16 protein-coding genes are annotated in these 21,635 nt (G+C 50.8%); 10 read left to right on the forward strand and 6 right to left on the reverse strand.

Annotated elements, in window-relative coordinates; genetic code table 11:
* Position 1: 1 nt before the first annotated feature.
* The 5 genes from AC1DX3_RS21650 to AC1DX3_RS21670 all read left to right on the forward strand — a co-directional run bounded on the left by AC1DX3_RS21650 (position 2) and on the right by AC1DX3_RS21670 (position 13,790).
* The gene (locus tag AC1DX3_RS21650) at positions 2 to 2,761 is read left to right on the forward strand and encodes a hypothetical protein (RefSeq protein ID WP_476991427.1); all 2,760 of its coding nucleotides are present in this window, start codon (positions 2 to 4) and stop codon (positions 2,759 to 2,761) included.
* 1 nt (position 2,762) lies between these two features.
* Positions 2,763 to 3,830, forward strand: a complete 1,068-nt coding sequence (locus AC1DX3_RS21655) for a hypothetical protein (RefSeq protein WP_476991428.1) — start codon at positions 2,763 to 2,765, stop codon at positions 3,828 to 3,830.
* Entirely contained in the window at positions 3,827 to 9,403 is a 5,577-nt protein-coding gene (locus AC1DX3_RS21660; RefSeq protein WP_476991429.1) for a DEAD/DEAH box helicase, read from the forward strand. Before AC1DX3_RS21655 ends, AC1DX3_RS21660 begins: the two co-directional genes overlap by 4 nt.
* A gap of 203 nt (positions 9,404 to 9,606) precedes the next feature.
* Positions 9,607 to 9,927 (forward strand): CU044_2847 family protein, encoded by a 321-nt coding sequence (locus tag AC1DX3_RS21665; protein WP_476991430.1) that lies wholly within the window; start codon positions 9,607 to 9,609, stop codon positions 9,925 to 9,927.
* Positions 9,924 to 13,790 carry a serine protease gene (locus tag AC1DX3_RS21670; RefSeq protein ID WP_476991431.1) on the forward strand — a complete coding sequence of 1,289 codons (3,867 nt, stop codon included), beginning with the start codon at positions 9,924 to 9,926 and terminating at the stop codon, positions 13,788 to 13,790. Before AC1DX3_RS21665 ends, AC1DX3_RS21670 begins: the two co-directional genes overlap by 4 nt.
* Positions 13,791 to 13,871: 81 nt before the next feature.
* On the opposite strand, the gene AC1DX3_RS21675 is transcribed toward AC1DX3_RS21670, so the two are convergent.
* The 3 genes from AC1DX3_RS21675 to AC1DX3_RS21685 all read right to left on the reverse strand — a co-directional run bounded on the left by AC1DX3_RS21675 (position 13,872) and on the right by AC1DX3_RS21685 (position 15,837).
* A complete protein-coding gene (locus AC1DX3_RS21675; protein WP_476991432.1) occupies positions 13,872 to 14,039 on the reverse strand; it encodes a hypothetical protein in 168 nt (55 codons plus the stop codon).
* A gap of 221 nt (positions 14,040 to 14,260) precedes the next feature.
* Positions 14,261 to 15,508 (reverse strand): type II toxin-antitoxin system HipA family toxin, encoded by a 1,248-nt coding sequence (locus AC1DX3_RS21680; protein ID WP_476991433.1) that lies wholly within the window; start codon positions 15,506 to 15,508, stop codon positions 14,261 to 14,263.
* Complete coding sequence (locus tag AC1DX3_RS21685) at positions 15,508 to 15,837, reverse strand: hypothetical protein (RefSeq protein WP_476991434.1); 330 nt, start codon at positions 15,835 to 15,837, stop codon at positions 15,508 to 15,510. Before AC1DX3_RS21685 ends, AC1DX3_RS21680 begins: the two co-directional genes overlap by 1 nt.
* Positions 15,838 to 16,245: 408 nt before the next feature.
* Here AC1DX3_RS21685 and AC1DX3_RS21690 point away from each other — a divergent pair, with 408 nt between their 5' ends.
* From AC1DX3_RS21690 to AC1DX3_RS21705, 4 genes are all read left to right on the forward strand, one after another.
* Complete coding sequence (locus AC1DX3_RS21690; RefSeq protein WP_476991435.1) at positions 16,246 to 16,710, forward strand: hypothetical protein; 465 nt, start codon at positions 16,246 to 16,248, stop codon at positions 16,708 to 16,710.
* 79 nt (positions 16,711 to 16,789) lie between these two features.
* Positions 16,790 to 17,212 (forward strand): hypothetical protein, encoded by a 423-nt coding sequence (locus AC1DX3_RS21695; RefSeq protein WP_476991436.1) that lies wholly within the window; start codon positions 16,790 to 16,792, stop codon positions 17,210 to 17,212.
* Positions 17,213 to 17,266: 54 nt separating this feature from the next.
* Entirely contained in the window at positions 17,267 to 17,689 is a 423-nt protein-coding gene (locus tag AC1DX3_RS21700; RefSeq protein WP_476991437.1) for a hypothetical protein, read from the forward strand.
* Between the two features lie 103 nt (positions 17,690 to 17,792).
* Complete coding sequence (locus AC1DX3_RS21705) at positions 17,793 to 18,227, forward strand: hypothetical protein (RefSeq protein WP_476991438.1); 435 nt, start codon at positions 17,793 to 17,795, stop codon at positions 18,225 to 18,227.
* A gap of 45 nt (positions 18,228 to 18,272) precedes the next feature.
* On the opposite strand, the gene AC1DX3_RS21710 is transcribed toward AC1DX3_RS21705, so the two are convergent.
* From AC1DX3_RS21710 to AC1DX3_RS21720, 3 genes are read right to left on the reverse strand one after another with little or no spacing between them, the layout of a single operon-like run.
* Complete coding sequence (locus AC1DX3_RS21710; RefSeq protein WP_476991439.1) at positions 18,273 to 18,713, reverse strand: hypothetical protein; 441 nt, start codon at positions 18,711 to 18,713, stop codon at positions 18,273 to 18,275.
* Positions 18,710 to 19,633, reverse strand: coding sequence for a relaxase/mobilization nuclease domain-containing protein (locus tag AC1DX3_RS21715; RefSeq protein ID WP_476991440.1), 924 nt, complete (start codon positions 19,631 to 19,633; stop codon positions 18,710 to 18,712). Before AC1DX3_RS21715 ends, AC1DX3_RS21710 begins: the two co-directional genes overlap by 4 nt.
* The gene (locus AC1DX3_RS21720; RefSeq protein ID WP_476991441.1) at positions 19,630 to 20,001 is read right to left on the reverse strand and encodes a hypothetical protein; all 372 of its coding nucleotides are present in this window, start codon (positions 19,999 to 20,001) and stop codon (positions 19,630 to 19,632) included. Before AC1DX3_RS21720 ends, AC1DX3_RS21715 begins: the two co-directional genes overlap by 4 nt.
* A 333-nt stretch (positions 20,002 to 20,334) precedes the next feature.
* Between AC1DX3_RS21720 and AC1DX3_RS21725 the strand changes: the two genes are divergently transcribed.
* Positions 20,335 to 21,561: a TadE/TadG family type IV pilus assembly protein gene (locus AC1DX3_RS21725; protein ID WP_476991442.1), complete on the forward strand. Its 1,227-nt coding sequence runs from the start codon at positions 20,335 to 20,337 to the stop codon at positions 21,559 to 21,561.
* Positions 21,562 to 21,635: the final 74 nt, after the last annotated feature.

Genomic DNA, 21,635 nt, shown 5'->3' on the forward strand with positions numbered 1-21,635 from the left:
GATGCTAGGGGAATTCCAAGCGCTTTTGGAAAAACGGTTTGCGGAACTCGCTGCTATGCGCCGTGATCTTCAATACCCTATATACGCGCTGGAGCATGGACTGGAAGAGGGCCAACTGCGTCAAGTCCAAATGGCTGCCAGCAACTCTATACGTTACAATCCTCCCGATGATGCACATTGGCTGGTTTGGACGTCACTAAGCGCCGAAGCGGGATATAGTTATTCGGGGGACGAATTTTGGCCAGCCCTTGAGAGAAGGCCCGGAGAATGGCGCAGCAATGAGTATCGCCAAAAGCTTCGGAAATTTTTCCACCGCTTTCAACGTGTATATCAAGGTCCGACTCCCGAGGGCCGCTGGGCGGAGCACTTCAATATTATTGCATGGCCAATCACCAACGCCATATTGCCTCGTTATTTACAGACGCATTTCGCAAGACACATATATGATCTGCGCTTTGAACTGACGCACTACGTTACAGGCAACGGAGAAGAGATCGGCCAATTTTTGTTGTCGAATTACGACGGGACGCCTTCACGTTTTCACGACTTTCTTCAACAAACGGATTTGACAACTCAGATCGTCTTAGCGCTGCGTGATGAAGATTTGGGAGGTCAGGTTCATCGAATTGATCCTTCATTATTGAGCAGGATTGTCTCAGACCTCGAAACTCATCGAGACGCTAAGTATTACCTCAGAGACGCACGAAAGCTTATCCAATCGACCGGAATTCAGATTTCCTCGCGATTAAAACCGGCTTCAACAACGATTTCAGGTTTGTCAGCAAATCAGCCTGTTTCGTCCGCAAATCAGCGCACGCGTCTTGCGGCACGTCGAAATGGCAATGGCCAATATCTATTGGGAATACAATTGCCCGATATTCGCGCAGCCCTAAAGGGGGCCGGGGTAGATGAAAAACAACTTTCTAGTCATCGTGTTCAATTTTTTGGACCGGCAGAACGTTATCTACCGGGCTCGACACTATTGTCGTTGAGTAAAAAAGAACGTCCGCTTCATTCATTTCCTCAACCTAACCAGCCGATCTATTTCATTGAAAACGCCACCGAAAATCTATCCAAAATTCTGGACCCAATAGGCCGCATTGAAGAACGGCCTACTTGGATTTTGAAGAGGCAGGCCGATGGACTCTTTATCGAGGTTGGCCATGTCCGAAGTTGCCAAGAATACCTTGTCTTATGTCGGGCCGACATCCCTGCTGAGTTGCTCGGCAAAGCCGGTATTCTACAAGCAAGTATCGCTACGCAGGAAGTGTATGCTTACCATCTTACCATGCCAACCAAGCTCAGTGATGCTCAAAAGACCGCATTGCGGGACATCGGCATCGGCACGGTCGTTGGTGTGCTAATTGAGCCGATAGGCTTCAATCCGATTCCAGGCGCTTGCCCTAGTTGGCTGTCGACCGAACCGGTCTTTCTAAGACTTTCCGCCGACTATCACGTGGACGGATTTTCCGTCGCACTGGACTCGGAAAACCCGCAAAGATTTGCAGCTTCCGGCTCAAAAGCCCTGATACGGCTCGATCAGTTAAAGCCAGGGCGACATTCAATCTACGTATTGTTKGCGGATAAGAAAGAAACATTCGATTTTCAAATAGTTGCTCCGCAACCTTGGAAAGATTCGATCCAAAATAAGGCAGGATTCAGGCTCTTCATCGAACCTGCAAACGCCAAGCTAGAGCACCTACTCGGTGGTCAGGCAAATGTTCAAGTCCATGGCCCCAAAGGTCGCGCGATCCAATGGAGCTTCGAAACATATAATGCTTCAGGCCACCTCGCGCATGTTTGCCCGCTACGCTCGACCAAGGTCGGCGGATTGCAAAGCGTAATCTCGACTATGCTCGATAAGGCGAGAAAAGATCATTCAGATAAAATCGACGAAGCTTATCGCGTAGACTTGGTCGCATGTTTGGATGAACTTGGGCGGCAGGCGCTCAAGTTTACTCATAGTGTCGAGCCGTTAAGGTGGAAGTTTGATCCGAAAGATCACACGATAAGACTTATTGACGAAACCGATCATACTGAACCGATCCTAGTGCGTTCGTATTTGCTTGAGGCTCCGATGAAGAAGGAGCCGATAGACATCGATAACGCATTGTCGGGCATCCCCGTGAACTCACCTGGCACCTTGTTTGCAGTAACTCACAAGCAAGTAAGAATATCGATCTTTGCCAGCGTACCCCGTGCGATACGCGACTTTACAGACCTTGGCTTTGAGCAGGCATTTCAACTGCCTGAATCCAAGGCTGAGGCGATGATTAAATTAATCGATAATCTCCGCTTATGGGACCGTGCTAAGCCTGTTGGCGATCTGGCATTGGTGAGAAAGGCAGCTACAAAAGAGAAGTTTCATCATGAAATCGCCGCCCTAGCTTGCGGTAGTGACTTTGCAGATTTGATCAAAGCAAATGATGAAAACAAATTGGACGAAGCCAGAGCCAAGGTTGGCGGTTCGCCGGGCTTTCGTGTGCGGATGCGCAAATTTGAATGGCCTTCGAGGTTTGAACTGGCGCAACAATCGTTCGCTGAATATGCGGCAACTTACGGGGTTGAAGCGGATGCCAAAATTTGCGCGTCAGTTCTATCACTTGCACGAAAGCCGCTTTGCCTTCGATTTGACTCAGGTGTGGATGCAAAGGCCTACATTGCGGGTCTCTTAAGTAGGCGCATATTGCTCCGTGGGGCCTTCCTCGCGAATGCTTCTCACCTCATTCAAGTGCCCTTTATTGAGAAGGAGACGGCTTGACATGGAGGCGATCACCGAAGAAATTCTGTTGTCGGAATGCGCCCAAGCTTTGGGTTTGAGAGATGTCAAAGAAGCAGCTGATTTGCTAAAGCCTGCGTTACGCAGAGCTATATTCCAGATAGCACCTTGTTCCACGTCTGATCTTATCAGGTTTGTGATTGAGCCTCTGGTGCCATTTGGTGACTTGCGCGGTGGAACCGAGCAAGCGCTAAGCGAAATGATCACCTACGGCGATATACTAGAGATGCGCCGGCTTGATAGCGATCCGTGGGACGCACCAGAATACCTACTCAGGCCCGCACCGCCCAGCTTCGTCATGCGTGGGGATGATGAGGCGATAATCCTTGGTATATCTGGCGATCTACCATCAGCACTTCCCGCAGAACTAGAAACGCAAGTCAACGTAGAAGGGCCAGTTCGCGTACTCCGAACCGACCAAGAGAATTTGTCAAAGCAATTGCAGCTTCTCGGCCTGATCGCCCTTCCAGAAGCCGCATGGCTAAGAACACCCCCAGCTACATCGGCTGCGACTTTCCTGAAAATTTGGCAGGACCAACTCACTAACCAATCCCCTTGCGTAGGGAGTATTGAAGGGCTGGAAATTTTAGATTCCTCCCGCTCAAATTCCTTCTATAGCGGGCGATGGAGTTTTCCCGAAGATAAGCACTCAGGCTTTTATATCGGTCGTCGCGAGCAGCGTTACGGCTCCAAACTATGGTCGGTTGTTGAACTGGACGCTGGTACGACGATCAAATTGTTGGACATCCGAGGCGAAGACGATTGGCAACGGCCACACGACGTCGCCTGGCGAATTCAGGCAGCCATAGATCGCATCAAGGGGGTACCGCAGAAATTCAAAATTATAGGTGCTGATGCTGGTTGGTATTTCGACTTTCAAGCGCCGCTTCCGGCATTCGCCGAACGCCGCCTTACCCTCGTGGGAGATAAATCTAAAGTGTCCGGCGCACTATACCGGTTTGCCGTTCCAGAAACAAAAAAAGCAACGGAAGTTGCCGCGCTCCAGTCCTTATTATGGTTGGAGCCAGAAGAAGACAGGGGCCAGTCATGACAGCTACAATTCAAGAAACCATTGAAACGCTGCATAGAACTCTTCTCGGCTATATAGAAGCGACCTATCACATTGCCGACCCTAAGGCGGTCCAACAACGCCGTAGGTTGCTTAAGGGAGCAGGCGGCATATTTCAGACGCCGTATTTGGAGTCCACACCGCGCTATCAGACGGGGGAAGCTTACGAGGCGATGAGCGATATACCGCCAGCTGCTCAGGAGGCCTATTGTAGACTTTCAAATCCAAAAAGTGGCAAGCCTCTTATTTTTAATCCACCCTATAGTCATCAGGCCCAATCAATCCGCGCGATCTTGAAGGACGGACGTAACCTGATGATCATGACGGGAACCGGCTCTGGCAAAACCGAGTCGTTTTTGCTGCCAATTCTGGGAAAGTTGGCCATTGAAGCAAAGGAGCAGAGCAGCCAGTTTGCCCAWCATTCTGCTGTCCGAGCCATGGTGCTTTATCCAATGAATGCTCTTGTGAATGACCAACTTGGTCGTTTGCGGCTGCTCTTTGGCAATGAACTTGTAAAAGATATGTTCAAAGAATGGGCTGGACGAACGGCGACCTTTGCGCGGTACACCAGCCGCACGCCCTACGCAGGGGTAAGGACGAAGAAAAAGGACGGAAAAAGGCTCAAATCCATCGGTGATTTTTTTGTGGCTATTGAAAATGCTGCCGAGCGACATCTGGCCGGGAACCCAATAGTTCCCAAGGAAGACGAAAGAGCCTTCAACATACGAGATAAGCTACAAAAAAAGGGAAAATGGCCAGCGAAAGGAAGCATTTCGGACTGGTACGGGTCTGGCGAGTGGCTGGATAAACAACAAAATTTTCGACGTGCCATTCAGCAGGATGATGATGCCGAACTAATGACCCGTTACGAAGTCCAACAAGCTGCCCCGGACCTTTTGATAACCAACTACTCTATGCTTGAGTATATGATGCTCAGACCTATTGAGCGAACAATTTTTGATAAAACAAAGGCTTGGCTTGCAGCCTGCCCAGACGAAAAGTTTTTGATTGTTCTCGATGAGGCCCATCTTTATCGCGGAGCGCAAGGTGCGGAGGTCGGTCTTTTGTTAAGGCGACTTCGTGAGCGTCTGGATATTCCCCCAGAGCGTTTCCAAGTAATCTGCGCGACGGCTAGTTTCAGTGAGCAGGGCAAGGAAAATGCAGGAAACTTTGGGGCGCAATTAAGTGGCGCTAACCCGAGTTCATTTGTGCCAGTTACGGGCAGCCTTAAATATCGTGAAGGTGAGGCATCCGGCACGAAAAACGACTTGGAGGTTTTGGCGAGTATTGATTTGGCCAAATTTTTTGGTGAGAGCCAGTCTGCTCAAGCCGAAGCGATTCAATCGTTCCTGCATTTCAGGAACATACCATCGACCTCAAATCACGCGGCGGATCTTCATTCAGCGCTATCCAATTACGCGCCATTTGCGAAACTTGTAAACGAGACGATGAAGGCAGCGCGGTCTTTTGACGAAATCCGCGGCTTCCTTTTTCCAGAAGCTGAGCCGGGTGATGCTGACCGTGCGGTTAACGCACTTATTGCCATGGGCAGCCGCGCTCGCCTTAATCCGGATGACGCAAGTTTACTTCCATGTCGGGTTCATGCCTTTTATCGAGGGCTGCCTGGGCTATGGGCTTGCATGGACCCAAACTGCGAGACTTTACCCGTCGAAGATCGCGGTGGTCCAATAGGGCGACTCTATAGTCAGCCGCATGAACGGTGCAATTGCGGTTCGCCGGTGCTGCCGTATTTTACCTGCCGTTACTGCGGGACATCATATGCCAGAGCATATACGAAGGATGTTTCGCAGCCTGATCATTTGTTTGCTGACCCAGGCCAAACCTTACTTACGGCAGAAGGTTTCGCCACAGAGTTTCAACCTCTTGATCTCATGTTGGAAACGCCACGAGACCCTTCACGGGGCTTAGAAAAGAGCTATGATTTGGTGTCGGGTCTTTTGGACCCAGATATCCCAAGTGAACGGAACCGCGCTGTGTATTTGCCAGTGGCGACAGGTACCCTTCATGCAACTTCAGACGACGACACCGATGACGAAGACGAGGATGGTGACGGGAGCGAAGTCGCCGGAATAGGACAATTCGTGCCGTGTGGCTGTTGTGACAGAAGAGCACGCGCTGGAAAATCCAGCGTCCAGGACCACGTTACAAAAGGCGATCAGCCCTTTGAAGCACTTGTCGCAGCTCAAATCAGGGTTCAGCCACCGGGCATAGCACCAGCGAACGAGTTTGCCCCACTTCGGGGACGTAAAGTCCTCGTCTTTTCCGATTCCAGACAGGTTGCCGCACGCTTGGCTCCGGCCCTTCAAGTATTTTCTTTGAAGGATACCTTGAGGGCGCTGCTTCCTCTTGGTTACAAGACATTAGCGTCCATTCCGGCTTTTGCGCCAACCTTGACCCTAAACTATTGCTGGGTCGCGGTAGTTGTCGCTGCTCACATGCTGGGCGTTAGGCTGAGGCCGGAATTAGAGGGAGGCTCCGAGACTATGCCGCGTGTGGAATCTGTTCCACCTAAGGAATTGCCGGGTGTTGCAAGTCTATTTGCGTTAGTTGCGCAAATGCCTCCAATCAATCTCACTCGGGCCATTGTTGACGTCTTGAGAGACAATATTCTTGGTCTAGAAGCGCTTGCAGTTTCCAGCATTCGGGAAGCTCAAGCTCATACCCAAAAGGTTCAGGATTTACCGCCAATTGCAGGGCTTGCAGAAACTCCAGAGGAGAAATTGGAGTTGGTCCGGATATGGCTTAGGGCATGGGTGCGTAAAAGCGGCGTATGGTTCACGGGCATGCCGGATCACTGGTGGGGAACGGGCGGAATTGTTCGCTCACACAAAGGCGAATTCAAATCTCTTAAACATGTCTGGAATACTCCAGCGCAAAAAAATCAGTTCAAAAAAGATTGGCTGCCGCGTCTGATGCCAATTTTTACAGAAGCGCTACCGGCTGGCCTACGCCTATTGGCTCGCCAACTCGATCTTGAAGTTGGCGGAAACTGGCGGCGGTGTAATGCCTGTACATCCGTGCATCGACCGTTAGCAAAGGTACTGAAATGCGTGGAGTGCGGTTCGACTGACATCCATCTATTCGATCCCAATTCGGACCCTGTTTTCAAGGCCCGGAAGGGATTCTACCGCGATCCAGTCATAGAGGCCATGACGGTCAATGAACCTTCACTCATGTCGCTTATCGCTGCCGAGCACACAGCCCAATTAAATGCCGCGCGCACAGACGAAGCGTTCTCGCGGGCTGAACACCACGAGATGGAGTTCCAGGACATTGATCTCGCGTGGAGAGAGATCGATCTATACAAAAGCACCAGTGTTGATGTTTTGAGCAGCACCACTACCATGGAAGTAGGGATCGATATTGGTGAGCTTTCCGGTGTCGCATTGCGCAATATGCCTCCAGGGCGTGCAAACTATCAGCAGCGATCAGGTCGAGCAGGCCGCCGTGGTAATGCAGTTGCAACAGTTGTGGCATTCGGAAGTGCAGATAGCCACGACGATCATTACTTCACCGCCCCACAAGACATGATCCGAGGCCAGGTAGTTGATCCAAGGCTAACGCTTGAAAATCCAGACATAGCGCGCAGGCACATTCGGGCTTTTCTTCTACAACGCTATCATGAAGCGCGTCTTCCTAATCTGGATGATGCAAGCGATTCTATATCGAACCTGTTCTCCGTGTTGGGTACTGTGCATGACTTTCGCGACGGCACTGGAGAACTTTCTAGAACTGATCTCGAACTATGGTTGTCCGAAAACGTAATCGACTTAAAAAAGGCCATTGACCGATGGCTGCCATCGGAACTCAGTCCTGGGGATAGGGATGACCTTCTTAGCAACTTTGGAAAAGACCTATTGAAGGAGGTCGATAAAGCAATTTTGGGCGAAGCGCCGCCTGAAGTGGCACCACCATCGGAACCTGAGGATGTGGCAAGTGCCGCAGGCCCGCCTTGGGAAGGTGCTGAGGTTGAGATCATTGGGGAGGGGGAACCCGATAACGATCCTCAGCCAGACAATGACGCAATTGTTGATGCAGCGGCTGACAACCTACTTGATCGGCTACTTTATTGGGGTGTTTTGCCCCGTTATGCCTTCCCTACGGATGTCGCGCCATTTTATGTTTTTAGCGCCGCTTCAACCGGCTATAAAGCTGAGATGGAATTCGCTCCTAGCCAAGGCTTGAATGTGGCATTGTCTCAGTATGCCCCGAACAAGCAGATTTGGATCAACAAAAAGCAATACACATCCCGCACTATTTATTCTCCTTATAAAGATGATCGAGCAAATGCCTGGGGGCGTCGCCGCTTGTATTACGAATGTGGCGTTTGCGGACATGCTAAGACTGATCGGAATTACGATCCTAGTCGCCGAGGCGAAAGACTTACATGCGAAGCGTGCCAAACCCCGGACAGTTTTGGGCCAGCAATGCCTTGGTTTAGGCCTCCAGGCTTTGCACACCTATGGGGCTCACCGGCACCATCAGTACCTGATGAGCCCAATGAAACCGCGTATGCAACGCGAGCAAAACTTATAATGCCTTCAGGCGGCCCGGACGCCGGTGTCGAAATCAATCCACGCCTGAGAGCGCTTGAAACGCGAACACATTTGCTGGTGTCGAATTCAGGTCCTGATAGTGAAGGTTATGATTACTGCGTTCGATGCGGCCGCATAGAGTCCGTGAGTTCTCCGGTAGACAATCTTCGTATTTCGCACCCGTTGCCTTACCCTAATGATGGTGACCCGCCATGCACGGGTGAATTTGTCTCTCGTAGAATAGTCCTCGGCGCTGACTTTCCAACAGACATCGCTCTTTTTTCTATTAAACTTGACAAGGTGTTTCGATTGGTTCCAGCGCACTCTGAAACCCAGACTGCAATGCGAACTATATGCGACGCCTTAGCTATGGCCGCTTGCCGACTACTACAAATTGAGACGGGAGAAATTCTTGCGGAATATCGCCCAGCTCTCAATGATAGTGGAGCAGCAGGAACCTTGGTTGAAGTCTTTCTATACGATACATTGGCTGGCGGGGCTGGTTTCTCGCCTCAAATGATACCGAGGACGGAAGAGCTCTTTAAAACCGCACTTTCCATTCTCGAGAACTGTCCAGAGCAATGTGACGCATCTTGTTATCGGTGTCTCCGAAGCTTTCGAAACAAACTAGATCATTCCTTGCTGGATCGACACGTGGGCGCCCAACTTTTACGCCATGTCCTGGAAGGCACATTGCCACCGTTCTCAAAGCTTCGGGCAACTAGGTCACTCAAGGTTCTTGCTAACGAATTGGAGCGCCAGTTCGGCCATGCCTATGAGGTCATCCGAACTTTCGATGGCACGGTGAAGACTAAAGCTCCACTCGTCCTCAGACGTAAGGTGGATGGCAAAGAGACTCTCGTTGATATCCACTCACCAATCGCTCCTTCAATTCCTGTTTTTGGAACGAGCGACTCCAAAGCCGTTATTGTTGATGATTTGCGTGTTCGACGTCATTTGGGTGGCGAGGTCGAGAAAATTGCCGCGCAACTCTCCTGATCGCCATAAGCGTCAAGTCAAAGGTCAACCTTGCTCCTTCTGAAGGTCGTCGTACTCGAAAGCTGAAGGCATGCGCTCGATTTCTTTTGCGGTGAGGCTGAGGTCGCCTCAAACTCAACAATAGGGAAAGTAAGGCGAACAAATTCAAAATGGCATAGATAAGACCGGAACCGATCAAACTGTTTTGCGAAAGGAAGAATTACATGGGTAAGCTGCTGGAGTTTCAATCATCCACAGGGGTTATTTTTGTCGAGGTTGAAGGCAATGGGGACGCCTTAACGTCAATGTCCGCGAACGCGGCGGCGAAAGCTGCGGAAAGCTCGTTTGAGGGCAGTCTGGAAATCATCTCCAGGATTGGGAAATCATTTGCCGGAGCTCTGGAAAGAACGGGAGCTAGTACGGCGGAGGTAACGCTCAATCTTAAGTTTACCGCTGAAGGGACCCTGTTCCTAGTCACAACAGGGGGTGAAACTGGATTGGAACTTAAGTTAACGTTTGATCGCCAAGCGACGGTAGAAAAATGAAAGAGGACGGTTGGCCAGACCCTCTTGACCTATTGCGGGGCGCTGTTGTTGCGATCCTTGACGAATCTAACAGGCTTTTAGGCACTGGCAGTTTCGTGAGCCGCGATGGAATTGTTCTGACTGCATATCACGTAGTGGAAGGAGAAAAGAATGTAATAATACGTACAGGAACGGGGCAACTATTTCCAGCTATCGTTGAAGACGACTGTATTTGCCGCAGTAAGGATTTGGCCGTTATATGTTGCAACGCAGATGGTGTGCCATTCTTATCAATTGGTTTATTAAACTCATATTGTCCGAAATCTTACCTGAGCGTTGGATTTCAATTTGCCAATGAAGGTGTGCCCGGCGGTGTTTTTCTTTCGGGCAAAGTTGGCGGTCGGACAACTATAAACTTACCGGGAGCGCCTCCAGAGCATCAGATTACGGCCCTTGATCTTCCCGATCCAACAATTGCGCAAGGATCGAGCGGGGCACCAGTTTTCGATCCCGCCACTCGCTCGGTAGTCGGCGTAATGATTTGCGCAAAGGAACATAGAGTGGGCCACGATTTCGCGGTACCTCTTGACCACGAATTATTGGAGGTTTGGCCACGCTTTCGTCTATTCGCCGAAGCCAACGATTTGGAAACGCCTCGCTTCGGTGAATTGATTAACAAGAAAGGACGAGAGATTGTTTGTCATGCATTGGTAGCCAGCGCCGTAAAATTCGCAGAGTCTGCCGGCCTTTACAGGCGCAATAAAACAATCCAACGAGAATCCTACACGTCGGCGCTAGAAGATTTTTTTAGCTCAACTAATCGCGTCTTTCCCCTGATAGGTCGCCCTGGAGTGGGAAAAAGTACGGTATTGCTATGGACTGCCGAAAATGAGGCCATAGATGCGCCGATCCGTTTACTGCTTCGTGGCGCGGACATCGTTCCTCAACAAGATGGCCTGAAGGGACTAATCAAAAAAACGATTGACCGTTACCTACCGCCGTCTCGTCGACACGGTACGGAACTTGATGCAGACGCTATCGTCACGAGGAGCTCTGGAATTCAGGACATGACCGTTCTGCTTGACGGGTTAAATGAAGCCAACGTTAGCATGGAAGAACTAATCACACATTGGATTCCAGAAAGCTTAAGCTGGTTGAGAGACAGACGTGTAAAATTAGTAATAAGTTGTAGGTCTGAATATTGGCAAGCAATTTCCTCTTCATTTCCAAAGAATGAACTTTACTTTTCTAATGAAAAATTTTCAGGGAATAATTCAAATATAGAAGAAGATAGAGATTTAAAAGAACATACGGAGATTTCGTTAAGCAATATACCAAAGAAAATTACGCCATATTTGGATGATTTCACTACACAAGAGGCCAGTGCTGCTTTGGAGATCTATGGGCTCGAAGGTTCATTGACACCGGACGAAGCGACCCATCCGTTTATTTTAGCCATGGCTGAAAGCTTAGCCAGCGAAGCATATAATTCATTTTCCGATTTTTCCAGAACGTTGGATGAATTCATAAAATACAAAATTGTTCGTTCTGTGTCGGTCGTGGGCAAGATAACGTGGATGCCAATTGTAAATGAACTCATAGATATTGTTGCAAGTAATATGATAGATAACAATACTCAGATAATTGCTAATGATGATGCATATAAAATTTTTAAGAATTATGAAGCGGCTTTGGATGGGCTAGTATCAGAAAATTTATTGCTTTTGGATCTGCAGGGGTACCGTTTTCAACACGATCACGTTCGGGAATTTCTACAGGCACGGCAAATTGATATTCAGAAATTTCTTAAACAGGTTAAGTATGTCGATACTACAAAATACGTCAATGAAGGTCTCACCTGGTCGAACATAATTCCGGCAATCATTTCCCAAATTACAACTGTTCCAATTCATAAGGTGCCTGCGCTATCGCCGTCGGTTGCCAGCTTCGCGCTAATCAGGGCAATAGAAGAGAGCTCTCCAACCGACTATCAGTGTGCGCTAGATAATTTGTTTGAAGCGACTAAACCTGCAAAATACGTATCTCGGCCTGGTTGGTATAAGGATACGACTGCCTTATTGATTAGGAGATTCAATCCAGATATATTTCAAAATAATGAAATATTAGAATGGATTATACGTCTCTTAAAAACGGATTATACAGATGCTGGAGCCATACAGCCGCCGTTAATTAAGTCCATAATAATTTCTATTCGCCGCTCAAACCTTTCCTTTCAAGAAAAAATTGAATTATTACCATATGTATTTTACCAAGAACTGGAAATTAGTTGGTGTTACCTCAGGCTTCCAATAGGTGTTAGTTTCGAAACTTTAAACGGAAAACAACCAAGAGATTTTTCAAATTTCGTTGAGTGTGAAGCAGCCGAGCTAATTCAAAGCCTTATTGAAAAGGATTTGAAAGGTCTTATCGAGGGTCTTGGCAATTTATTAAGCAACACTTATGGAGGTAATCGCTCGAATAGAAATGGTGCGTCTTTTTTGAGCGTAGCCGCGCTTGCTGCGAGATGCCTTTATAAGTTGAGAAAATTTGATCTCAGAAATATCGTATTGATGGCTATAGGTTCATTTTCGGACGAAGCAAAGCATCTCTTGAAAGCCCTAGCATACAATGAGCCGGACGTAGTTGCGCCGATTTGCCTTAATTTTATAACCAACATGGGGAGAGATAATGAATTGTTCTATGAATTATTATGGTGTGCCGGTCATAGCAGAATATTGTACGACTTGGATTACGACGGGCGGCTGGTACATACGTTAAAAAAAATGTTAGTAGAAGAAAAATCTGTCCACAAAATTTGGATCATTAAGATTTTTCTACAACAATATTCACATATGTTTACTTTATACGAAAAAAATGAAGATTTTAGACGTAAATTTGAATTTGATATCGGCAGATTAAGTGTATTCGCTAGATCTGAAGTTGACAATATTTTGCGTAGACTAAACGATATTCCATCTGATGTTTCTTTTGATGAATTAAAATATTCTATTGATTTATTTAGAGATGTGGTTTTAGAGCGCGTAAAAGATGCAATAAACTCATCTCACAAATTGTTGCATCTTGAGGTAAGGGCCGTTACTTATTTTGTATCTCCTATTGATCTAAATAATCTTGATAAAAGAGATTCGGATAAAAGTGCGGAGCTTAGGAGGCGTTATAGCGAGGCCATCAAAATGTTGTCGATTTATGCTAAAACACGTGGTGATGATGGCATTTACGCGGTGGCCTCTTTTGCAATCAGTAAGGCGCAGAGTTGGCACAATGAGTCGGGTTTCAATTTTACTGCAGATGACGTCGTCAATCTGGGGATTCTCGATTTGGCTTGCCAAGTTTTGGAATCGGGATGCGAGCGGGCTTATGAAAGTTGCACAGGTATGCTTTGGCCGGAAGCTGGTGTAATTAGGGAACGGTTATTTACTGCTATCATGAATTCGAACATTACAAATCGCCAATTCGAAGATATGATATACTCGTTTTGCGGTAGCCATTGCAGATGGAAGACCGGGTCGTTCGAGGAACTCCTAGGGTTTCGTTCAAGTGGGCGGGAGAACTTATGGGATAAAGCGCTGCTGCGATTCATGAACATTTATTCGTGTGACGAACACATTGCTGCACAAACTGTTAATTATTGGAAATTACTGAGCGACTTACAACTATCAGAGAGTTCGTCTGAGTTTTTGGCTTGGTTGGAATTATACCATAATATAAATGAGGCTGCCCATATTTGCGCTAGTGCTACACCTGATTACAAAGCTCACATCTTGAAGCACTTTCGTAGTCAAGGACTAAATATTTCCGCAAAACAATTTGAAAAATATAAAAAAAGGTTATTTACGTTGCCATTGCAATTTTTCGTTTCTTAGCTGCGTTTCTATATTTATCCAGCATGATGAAAAAATAGCCGATTGTCAGTAGGCGTCTGTTGTTGGAATATGCGATTATGTTTACAGAGTTGCCTCGCAGCGCGCATGCTCCAACAATATTAGTGATAGCATCCTTCTTGCTTCGCTTTCCCACACTGGGCTTTGCTGTTCTTTTTGTGCATGATTAAATAGCGCTAATAGCTGTGCATCCGTTTTGGTTTGCAAATTCTGGCGTGTGACCTTGAACATAATCTTCTCCTTGTCTCAGGCCGTCCGAAGTGAGCAGCGATGGAGAAGACAGGGACGCATCAGAAATCAGGCGCATTCCTCTGGAATTGCAACGCATGTGGAGAAGTATTATCGCCTTGCGCTTAAAGGGTTTTGATGCGGCAGTATTCGGAATGTCAGCGGTTTTTTCGTCAGGCCTGTCAGGGAGACGCTTTCACGATCTTGGCCGATTGTCGATCAGATTAGCCGCGCGCATTGGCGAGGTCTTCGTGTTCAAAAGCTGATGACATGCGGTCGATTTCTTTTGCAGTGAGACCGAGAGATGAGGCTAGGTCGCGCCAGGTGGCGACCGTTTTGCCGACTTCCTTGGCTATGGCTTTTGCGGCATCCGGCTTGAGTCCGAAATGCTTGGCGACCTCAAAGGCGATGTCTAGGGAGGCGGTGGTGTCGGCTTCGTCTATGGCCGTGCTCAGAACACGCGGGCGTATATCGATAGGGACCGGGTTGAGGTCGAAGGCCGGTGACAGCGTCCAGCCTGTCTTGTCGAAGACAAAGCCGTGGTTACGCAGGTGGTCATCCGTGTTGGAGATCAGGATGTTGAACACGACGCGCCGCCACAGTTGCGCGCAGTCCTGTTCGGCATGACTGCCATATTGCCTCAACGCATCTGCAATCTCCATGTAGCTATGAGTTTCATTGTCGATAGCGCCCAACATGCTCATCGACGATAGGTAGGGCAGGCGTGTTCCGTTTTGGCGGTCGAACCGCTTGAGGATCAGGACGGCCTTATCGTTGATGACCTCCAGTCGCCAGTTTGGTGTCGGGATGCCTGCTTTAGTGGCGAGAGTTAAGGCCAGGGCCTCCCAGAGCGAGACGCGGATATCGTCATCGTTCTTCGGGAATTTGGCGATGGCGAGTTGGCCGTCTCGGTCGATCACCGAGGCCTTGGGGCGCGCGCCGCCCAGCGACGATCCGGGTGCGAGCAGCAGGCGGATATCTTCTGCCGTTTCCTCTTCTGCCGAGAAGCGTTCGGCTGCGCCCAACAGGCGCGGCAGTTCGATCAGCGGCGGGATTTGCTGGATAGTCTCTTCGCTCAGGAAGGCGGAGCCGGGTTCAAGGCAGAAGCGTAGCGCACCTTGACGGGCGATGTCGCCGACGCCCAGCAGGTAGTCGAGTTCGGTAATGGTGCGCGGCGGGCGGTTGTCATCGCGGGTCTTTTGTCGTTCGGCGCGCTGGATCAGGACGCGGCCCCAGCGATCCGGCGCGGAATCTCCGATGGCCCCGAATATCTTGTGGCCCGCATTGGTATGGAATGCCCCTGTGCCGAGGGCAAGGGCAGGCTCCAGCGCGAACCGTTGCGGGTTTTCCAGCCAGTCCTTGGCGTATTCGAAGGAGGCGCTTTCACGGCCCTTGTTCTGGCGTGCCCAGAGGTGGCCGACAAAGTGTGTGACCCCCTCCAGATCGACAAATGCACAGATGCGGCGGTCCATCAGGCAACTCCCTTATCTGTCTTGGAACTGCGGATACGCTTCGGCAATTGCTCGTCCTGGAGCTGTTGACCGACCTCGTCATGAGTGACATCCGCTAGTTCTGCTAGGCGGTTGGATAGGCCGAGGATAAACAGCACGGTGGCGTAGGTGCCCAGGGCAACGGTCGGATCGCCCTTTTCGACCTTGTTCAGCGTCGTGCGGGTGACGAAAGCCCGCTCAGCCATGACGGTCGTGGGGATACGGCGGCGCAGGCGCGCGCTCTTGATGTCGCTGCCCAACTTGGCAAGGGCGCGCTTCACGGGTAAGGGCATTGGCGGTGTGGTACGCATGTCGACTATCCTTTCTGTATCTTATAATAGTCCATAAAATACATATTGTCCATTTAAATGTACTTTACGATAGGTGCGGGAACGTGTTCAGGGGCCTTTAGCGGCCCCTCCGGTCAAGGGTAAATGCACCGTCTGCGACGGCCCTTGACCTTTCACCCCGCACATTCGCCATTCGGGCAGGGTTGCATGTCTGCAACCCATATCCAATCTTTGGCTTTGGGGGTTCCTTCTGGCTTCATCGCTCAAAGGGCAGACGCTTGATGGGAGAGCTTTTCCGGCCAATCTTCGACGGCTTGCCCAAGTCTGCATAACCCTGCTATGTTTTCGAGGTTTAGCAGACTGTGTGCATCGCAAATGAAGCCCGGCTCATACTAAGGAGCCTACCGTTCAACGGAAATAGAGCAGGTGATGGTTTTCAAAATTGGACCAAAATTGGCGACCATTTTTGCGGCGGCGGCTCTCGTTATTGCGCCTAACGCATCCTCTGCCCCGGCAATGGAGCAAATGGTTCAGGCGCAACCTATTTCTCAGAATGAAAATAAGATTGGTATCAACGATGCGTCTGGACACCCAACTGAAGTTGTTGAAAGTTTTGCCGCAAGAACGTCAAAAAATTCAATCGTCGTCTTATATGTGGGCAACAACATAGCGGCACGAGAAGAGGTGCGGTTAGGAGCTGCCGAGGCGATATTAGGAGGTAGCTGCAAGGTTCGGGGCATGGTTTACAGCTCTGGCCCTGACGATTACATGGTGATCTATATAGATAGCCAGCCCACGACGAGGAAAATTTTCGTTGAAGCGAAGAATGCACGAGCGAAGGCCAAATGGGCGGTTGAAGGCTCCTATCACGAAGTGCCTGAATTCTGCCCATGACCACTAGTTGTTTCAGCAGATTAAAGACGAAGCAACCGGCATATTTTGAGCCCAGCCCTTCACGGAAAAGGAGCCTGTCATGGCTGTCAACGATAACAAATTTTGGAAAGCTGGGGCTTTGGGCGTTTTACTTCTCGGTACTGCTGCACCGACGATGGTCGCAACTTCGACACCTGCCTATGCCGGTGCGCCGATCTCTTTCGACGATCCTGAATCACAGGCGATAAATGCGTCATGCGAACATGGAGGTCAGATTGTATTCTTAGTGGGTGAGGGTATCGACGTGGAAGGCTCCGAAGGCTCACTGCGGAAGCAGCATTATCCGATACAAATCGTCAAAGGGGGCGACGCCGGCAAAGTTGGACTGTTTGTGATTGGCAAGTATCGTGGTGAGTTTAATCAGAGCAATGCTGATAGAGGTCAGCTTTCGGGTGCCGCGAAGATTCACTATGACGATCTGAAATCTCAGAATGTGACATGCAAAGGTTATTCGCTTCACTAGGGGCGGGCGACGGGCGCACCTTTCAAGCCCCGCCCTTCAAAAAAGGAGTCTGTCATGGCTGTCAACGATAACAAATTTTGGAAAGTTGGAGTTTTAAGCGTTCTACTTCTCGGTGCTGCCGCTCCGACGATGGTCGCAACTTCGACACCTGCTTTTGCCGGCGCGCCGATCTCTTTTGACGACCCTGAATCGCAAGCAATTGATGCTTCATGCGAGCGCGGCGGACAGATTGTGTTTTTGGTTGGCCAAGGTGTTGATGTCAGAGGCCCTAAAGGCTCTCTTCTGCAACAACATTATCCTGTACAAATCGTGAATGGTGGTGAAGCTGGTAAAGTAGGACTTTTTGTGATTGGAAAATACCGCGGTGAGTTTAATCAGCGTAATATTGATGGCGGGGCTTTATCAGGCGTAGCGAAAGTTCACTATGACGAGCTAAAATCTCAGAATGTTACATGCGAAGCTCGTTCGCTTCGTTAGAGATAACGCCGTTGTTTTGGGCAATCCCGGCAAAACCGAAAACCTTGAAATTTAGCACTGGGTCCACACGATGGGGCTACCGTCCAAGGGAATAGAGCAGGTGATGGTTTTGAAATTTTGCCCAAGATTGGCGGCGGGTTTTGCAGGCGTAGCTCTTGTGGCTACGCCTATGGCGATAACGTCTACGGTTCCGGCATTTGCGCAGTCGGCGGAGTTTCGACGCACTTCTACAGCAAATGTTGATGCCATGACTTCTTTTCAGGTCGGCATGCGTTCAAAGCGAAATCAGAATGTCATTTTCTATTATGGATCAGGTATCCAAGAGCTGATTATAAATGCTGAGGCTAGATCGCTTTCCGAAGATAATATTCCTGCAGAGGCCATCTCAGGTAACAGCAAAGCCGGCGTCATAACTTTGTATGTCAAGGGGGAGCGAAAGGGCGACTTCACGGTAAACGAGATTAGCCAAATGGTTTTCTTGGCTGAAAATAGCTACAATAATAAGACTATCAGTCTCAATGGCAATCCAACTTATTAAATTATTCTGTCTTCATGAGTGTAAGGCTTGAATTAATTGCTTTGGTTATCGTTCAAGATCGTGTCCCTTGTTACGAGAGGGACTAAGCCGTTCTCGCCCTTGGACCTCGGCTTTCAGGTCCCGGCCTTCCTTCAGGCGCTTGTCCCAGAGACTTTCCAGGGACTGGGAAGCGGCCGGTCTGGACGGGGGTTCGCCGCGTTGCATGTCCCGGAAGTTGGCGGCGTCGCGATAGAGGCTTAGCATGTCTCGGGCGTGGGCTTCGCGCTTGAGGCGGATTTGGCCTTGGAGGCCCTGACGGTCCTTTATCTGCGCAGATAACAGAGCCTGACGCTGCTCACGGTCGCGCTGGAGGGCGAAGAAGGCCTCCATCTGGCCTTGCTTGACCTGCTTGGCATGTTCACCCGTCAGCTTGTCCCAGAGCCCCAGCACGCCCTTTCGGATGCGTTCCGAGCGAGCCTTGGTTTCCGCCTCCTGCCTCGCCTTCAAACCGGCATCGAGGCGCTGGCGCTCCTGTTCATGCTGGGCTTCATGGCCTGGCGCTGTTGTTCGAGCGGCGACATGTCAGCGGCGGCCTTGGCCTTGGCTGCCCGGATGTGCTCAGAGACCCTTGGCTTGATGGTCTCGCCGATATGCCTGTAGGTGTCGGCGAGGGAGCGCAGTTTCTCCGGGTCGCCAAGGCGTGCCATAACCTGCGACGTGTGTATACCGATCATCTTGGGGATGGCGAAGACCTGGCCTTCATAGGATACCGCAACGTATCCGCGCCGGTCGCCGCGCGAGACAAAGAAGCCGCGCTCTTCCATCGCCTTGGTAAAGCTTTGCGCGTTGTCGGATATCGCCCAGCTGTCCTGGATCGAGGCCTTGGCATCTCTGGCATTCAGCCCGGCACGCTTGGCCTGTTGCCACTCATCCAGCGTGAAGTTGCGCGGGTCGCGATCCTTTGTGTGGGCAAGGCCCGGCGGCATCTTCCAGCCATGTTCGAGGTATTGCTCACGCGAGACCTCGCAGAGCTTGTTCTTGAAGTGGGGCAGGTTCTTGGCCGTCATGGTCTCTGGGTCGATCCGCGACCAGACAACATGGCAATGGCGACGACTTTCCTTCTCGTGGAATACCATGATCCGGGCATGGCCGGTCAGGTTCAGCCGCTCTTCCACAGTGGCAGCCGCCCGCTCAAAGACCTCAGGACGGACGATTTCATTTTCGGGCGGGTTCATGGACAGCGAGAACAGGTAGTTCTTGCAGCGGGTGCCGTAGCTCATGGCCTGCGCTTCCTTCATCGCCCCCATAACATCTTCGGCAATGAAGCCGCGAATGTCGTGGATTTCGACGTGCTCGTTGTGGCCGACATTGAGCAGGTGCCGCCCCAGCCAGGCCGAGTTTCCGCGTTCAGAGGCCTTGAGGATCATTTTTCGGTCTCCAAGCCAAAGCCCTGCAAAAGCAGACGGCGCATGTCCGCGATGTCCTTCGCGGCATGGATCAGGGCACGCTCGGTTTCGGGTGTTACGAAAAGGGTCCCCATATTGGCCGACCGGGCCAGCTGGTTGAGGTTCGAGGATAGACGGCTATCACCGAGCTTGATCAGCAACTCGGCCATTGCCTTGTGATCCTTGACCGGGCGCTTGCCCCGCGTCCGTCGCCGTCCGTGGCGCTCATCAAAGACCCTTGAGCGGACGTAGGCCCCCAATGGCATGTCGCCCGCGTCTTGCTCAAGACGCGCCCGTTCCTCGAAGGTCAGGCGAATGGAGAACGGTGGTGGATATTTGCCTTCCGACATCAGCGCCTCCTATTTCGGGAGACGGCCAGGGCGGGAGCCGGGTATTCGGCGCTCCGCCATGGCGTTTGATGCCTTTCGGGGATGTGAGGCTGTATTGGCCGGCGCTTGCTGGCCTAGCGATGTGGAGCGCAAAATGTCCGTCCAGTTCGTCAGAACTTCAAAGAGTTCGTTCGATTCCTGTCCAGCAGAGTGCGCCAGTCCAACCAACTGACTGCCACCAATCTCCGGATATACCCAGCCGACGCCCTTGGACCTGGCATAAGCCAATTGGCGGTCGGTACTCGGAATTAAGACTTTGCGCCTAGGCTCTAAGCTTTCCGGCGGGAGAGGGCTTTGTTTAATCTGCAAAAGTTTCGGCGCGACACCGGTGGAAACGCCGCTTTGGTGTACGGACTGTCCTTCATGGTCGTTGTCATAGGCGTCGGCGCCGCGATCGAATTCAACAACGCAACATCGCAGCGCAAATATATGCAGGATGCGCTGGACGCGGCTGTTCTGGCCGGCGTGCAGAACAGCGCCATGAGCCTGACCGCCAGCAAAACATTCGCCCATAACATCCGCAGCGACCTTGCCCTCGCGTCTCAGTCCTATTCCAGTACATCGTCTTCAATTTCATCTCCAACGGCGGCGACACTCGACACTTTGAACGGCACGGCGACAATCTCTGCCCCGACCACCCTGCTGAAGATGGTTGGCATCGATACCATGAAGCTTACGGTCAATGCGACGGCGACGAAGACCGTCAACACAGCCGCCCGCCCGTGTATCTATGTGCTCGACCCGTCCGGCTCGCAGGCCCTGCTGGTTAACAGCGGCGCAAACGTCGCCGCGCCCGCCTGCGAGATCCATGTCAGTTCGACCGCGTCTCCCGCCGCTATTTTCAATTCCGGCAGTTCGCTGGACTTCAAGCGCCTTTGCATCAAGGGCGCGAACGTCATCCGCAACTCGACAACCGTCAACCACCTCGAACTGAACTGTCAGGCGCAGAGTGACCCCTATGCTGGTACCCTGCCCACGCCGCCCAGCCAGACCTGTACCCAGTCTAACGGCAATTTCAACGACGCTATGGTCAATATGACGCCGGGCGTCTATTGCGGCTGGTTCAACTTCAACAACAGCAGCGCCAATGTCAAATTTGCCCCGGGGCTCTACATCATTAAGGACGGGGGTTGGAACGTCAACGGCGGCACGTGGACCGGCAGCGGGGTTACCTTCTACTTCGCCGATACATCCAAAATTCAGTTCAATAGCGGCATATCGGCCGATCTGAGCGCACCGGCCAGTGGGGTGTATAAAGACCTGCTGATGTACGAAGCGGCCGGCCTGTCGAAAAGCCAATTCGTTTTGAACGACTCCGTCGCCAACAAATTGACCGGGCTGATCTGGCTGCCGTCGCGTGAGCTGACCCTCAATGCGAAATCGGGAATCCAGAGCGATGCGATAACACTGGTAACCTGGCGGTTGATCCTCAACAATACGTCCTGGACGCTCACGCCGAGCGGAGGCAGTTCAAGCGCCGGTACCGCAAGTGGGCTGGCGACGCTCCGACTGATCAAATAGTCCGCGCAGGCAGTGAAACAATAAAGTGACGCCGTTTGCGGCCTCCTCTATATTCCCCGAAAAGACGCGGGCAC

Source organism: Asticcacaulis sp. P2_B1, from assembly GCF_056404915.1.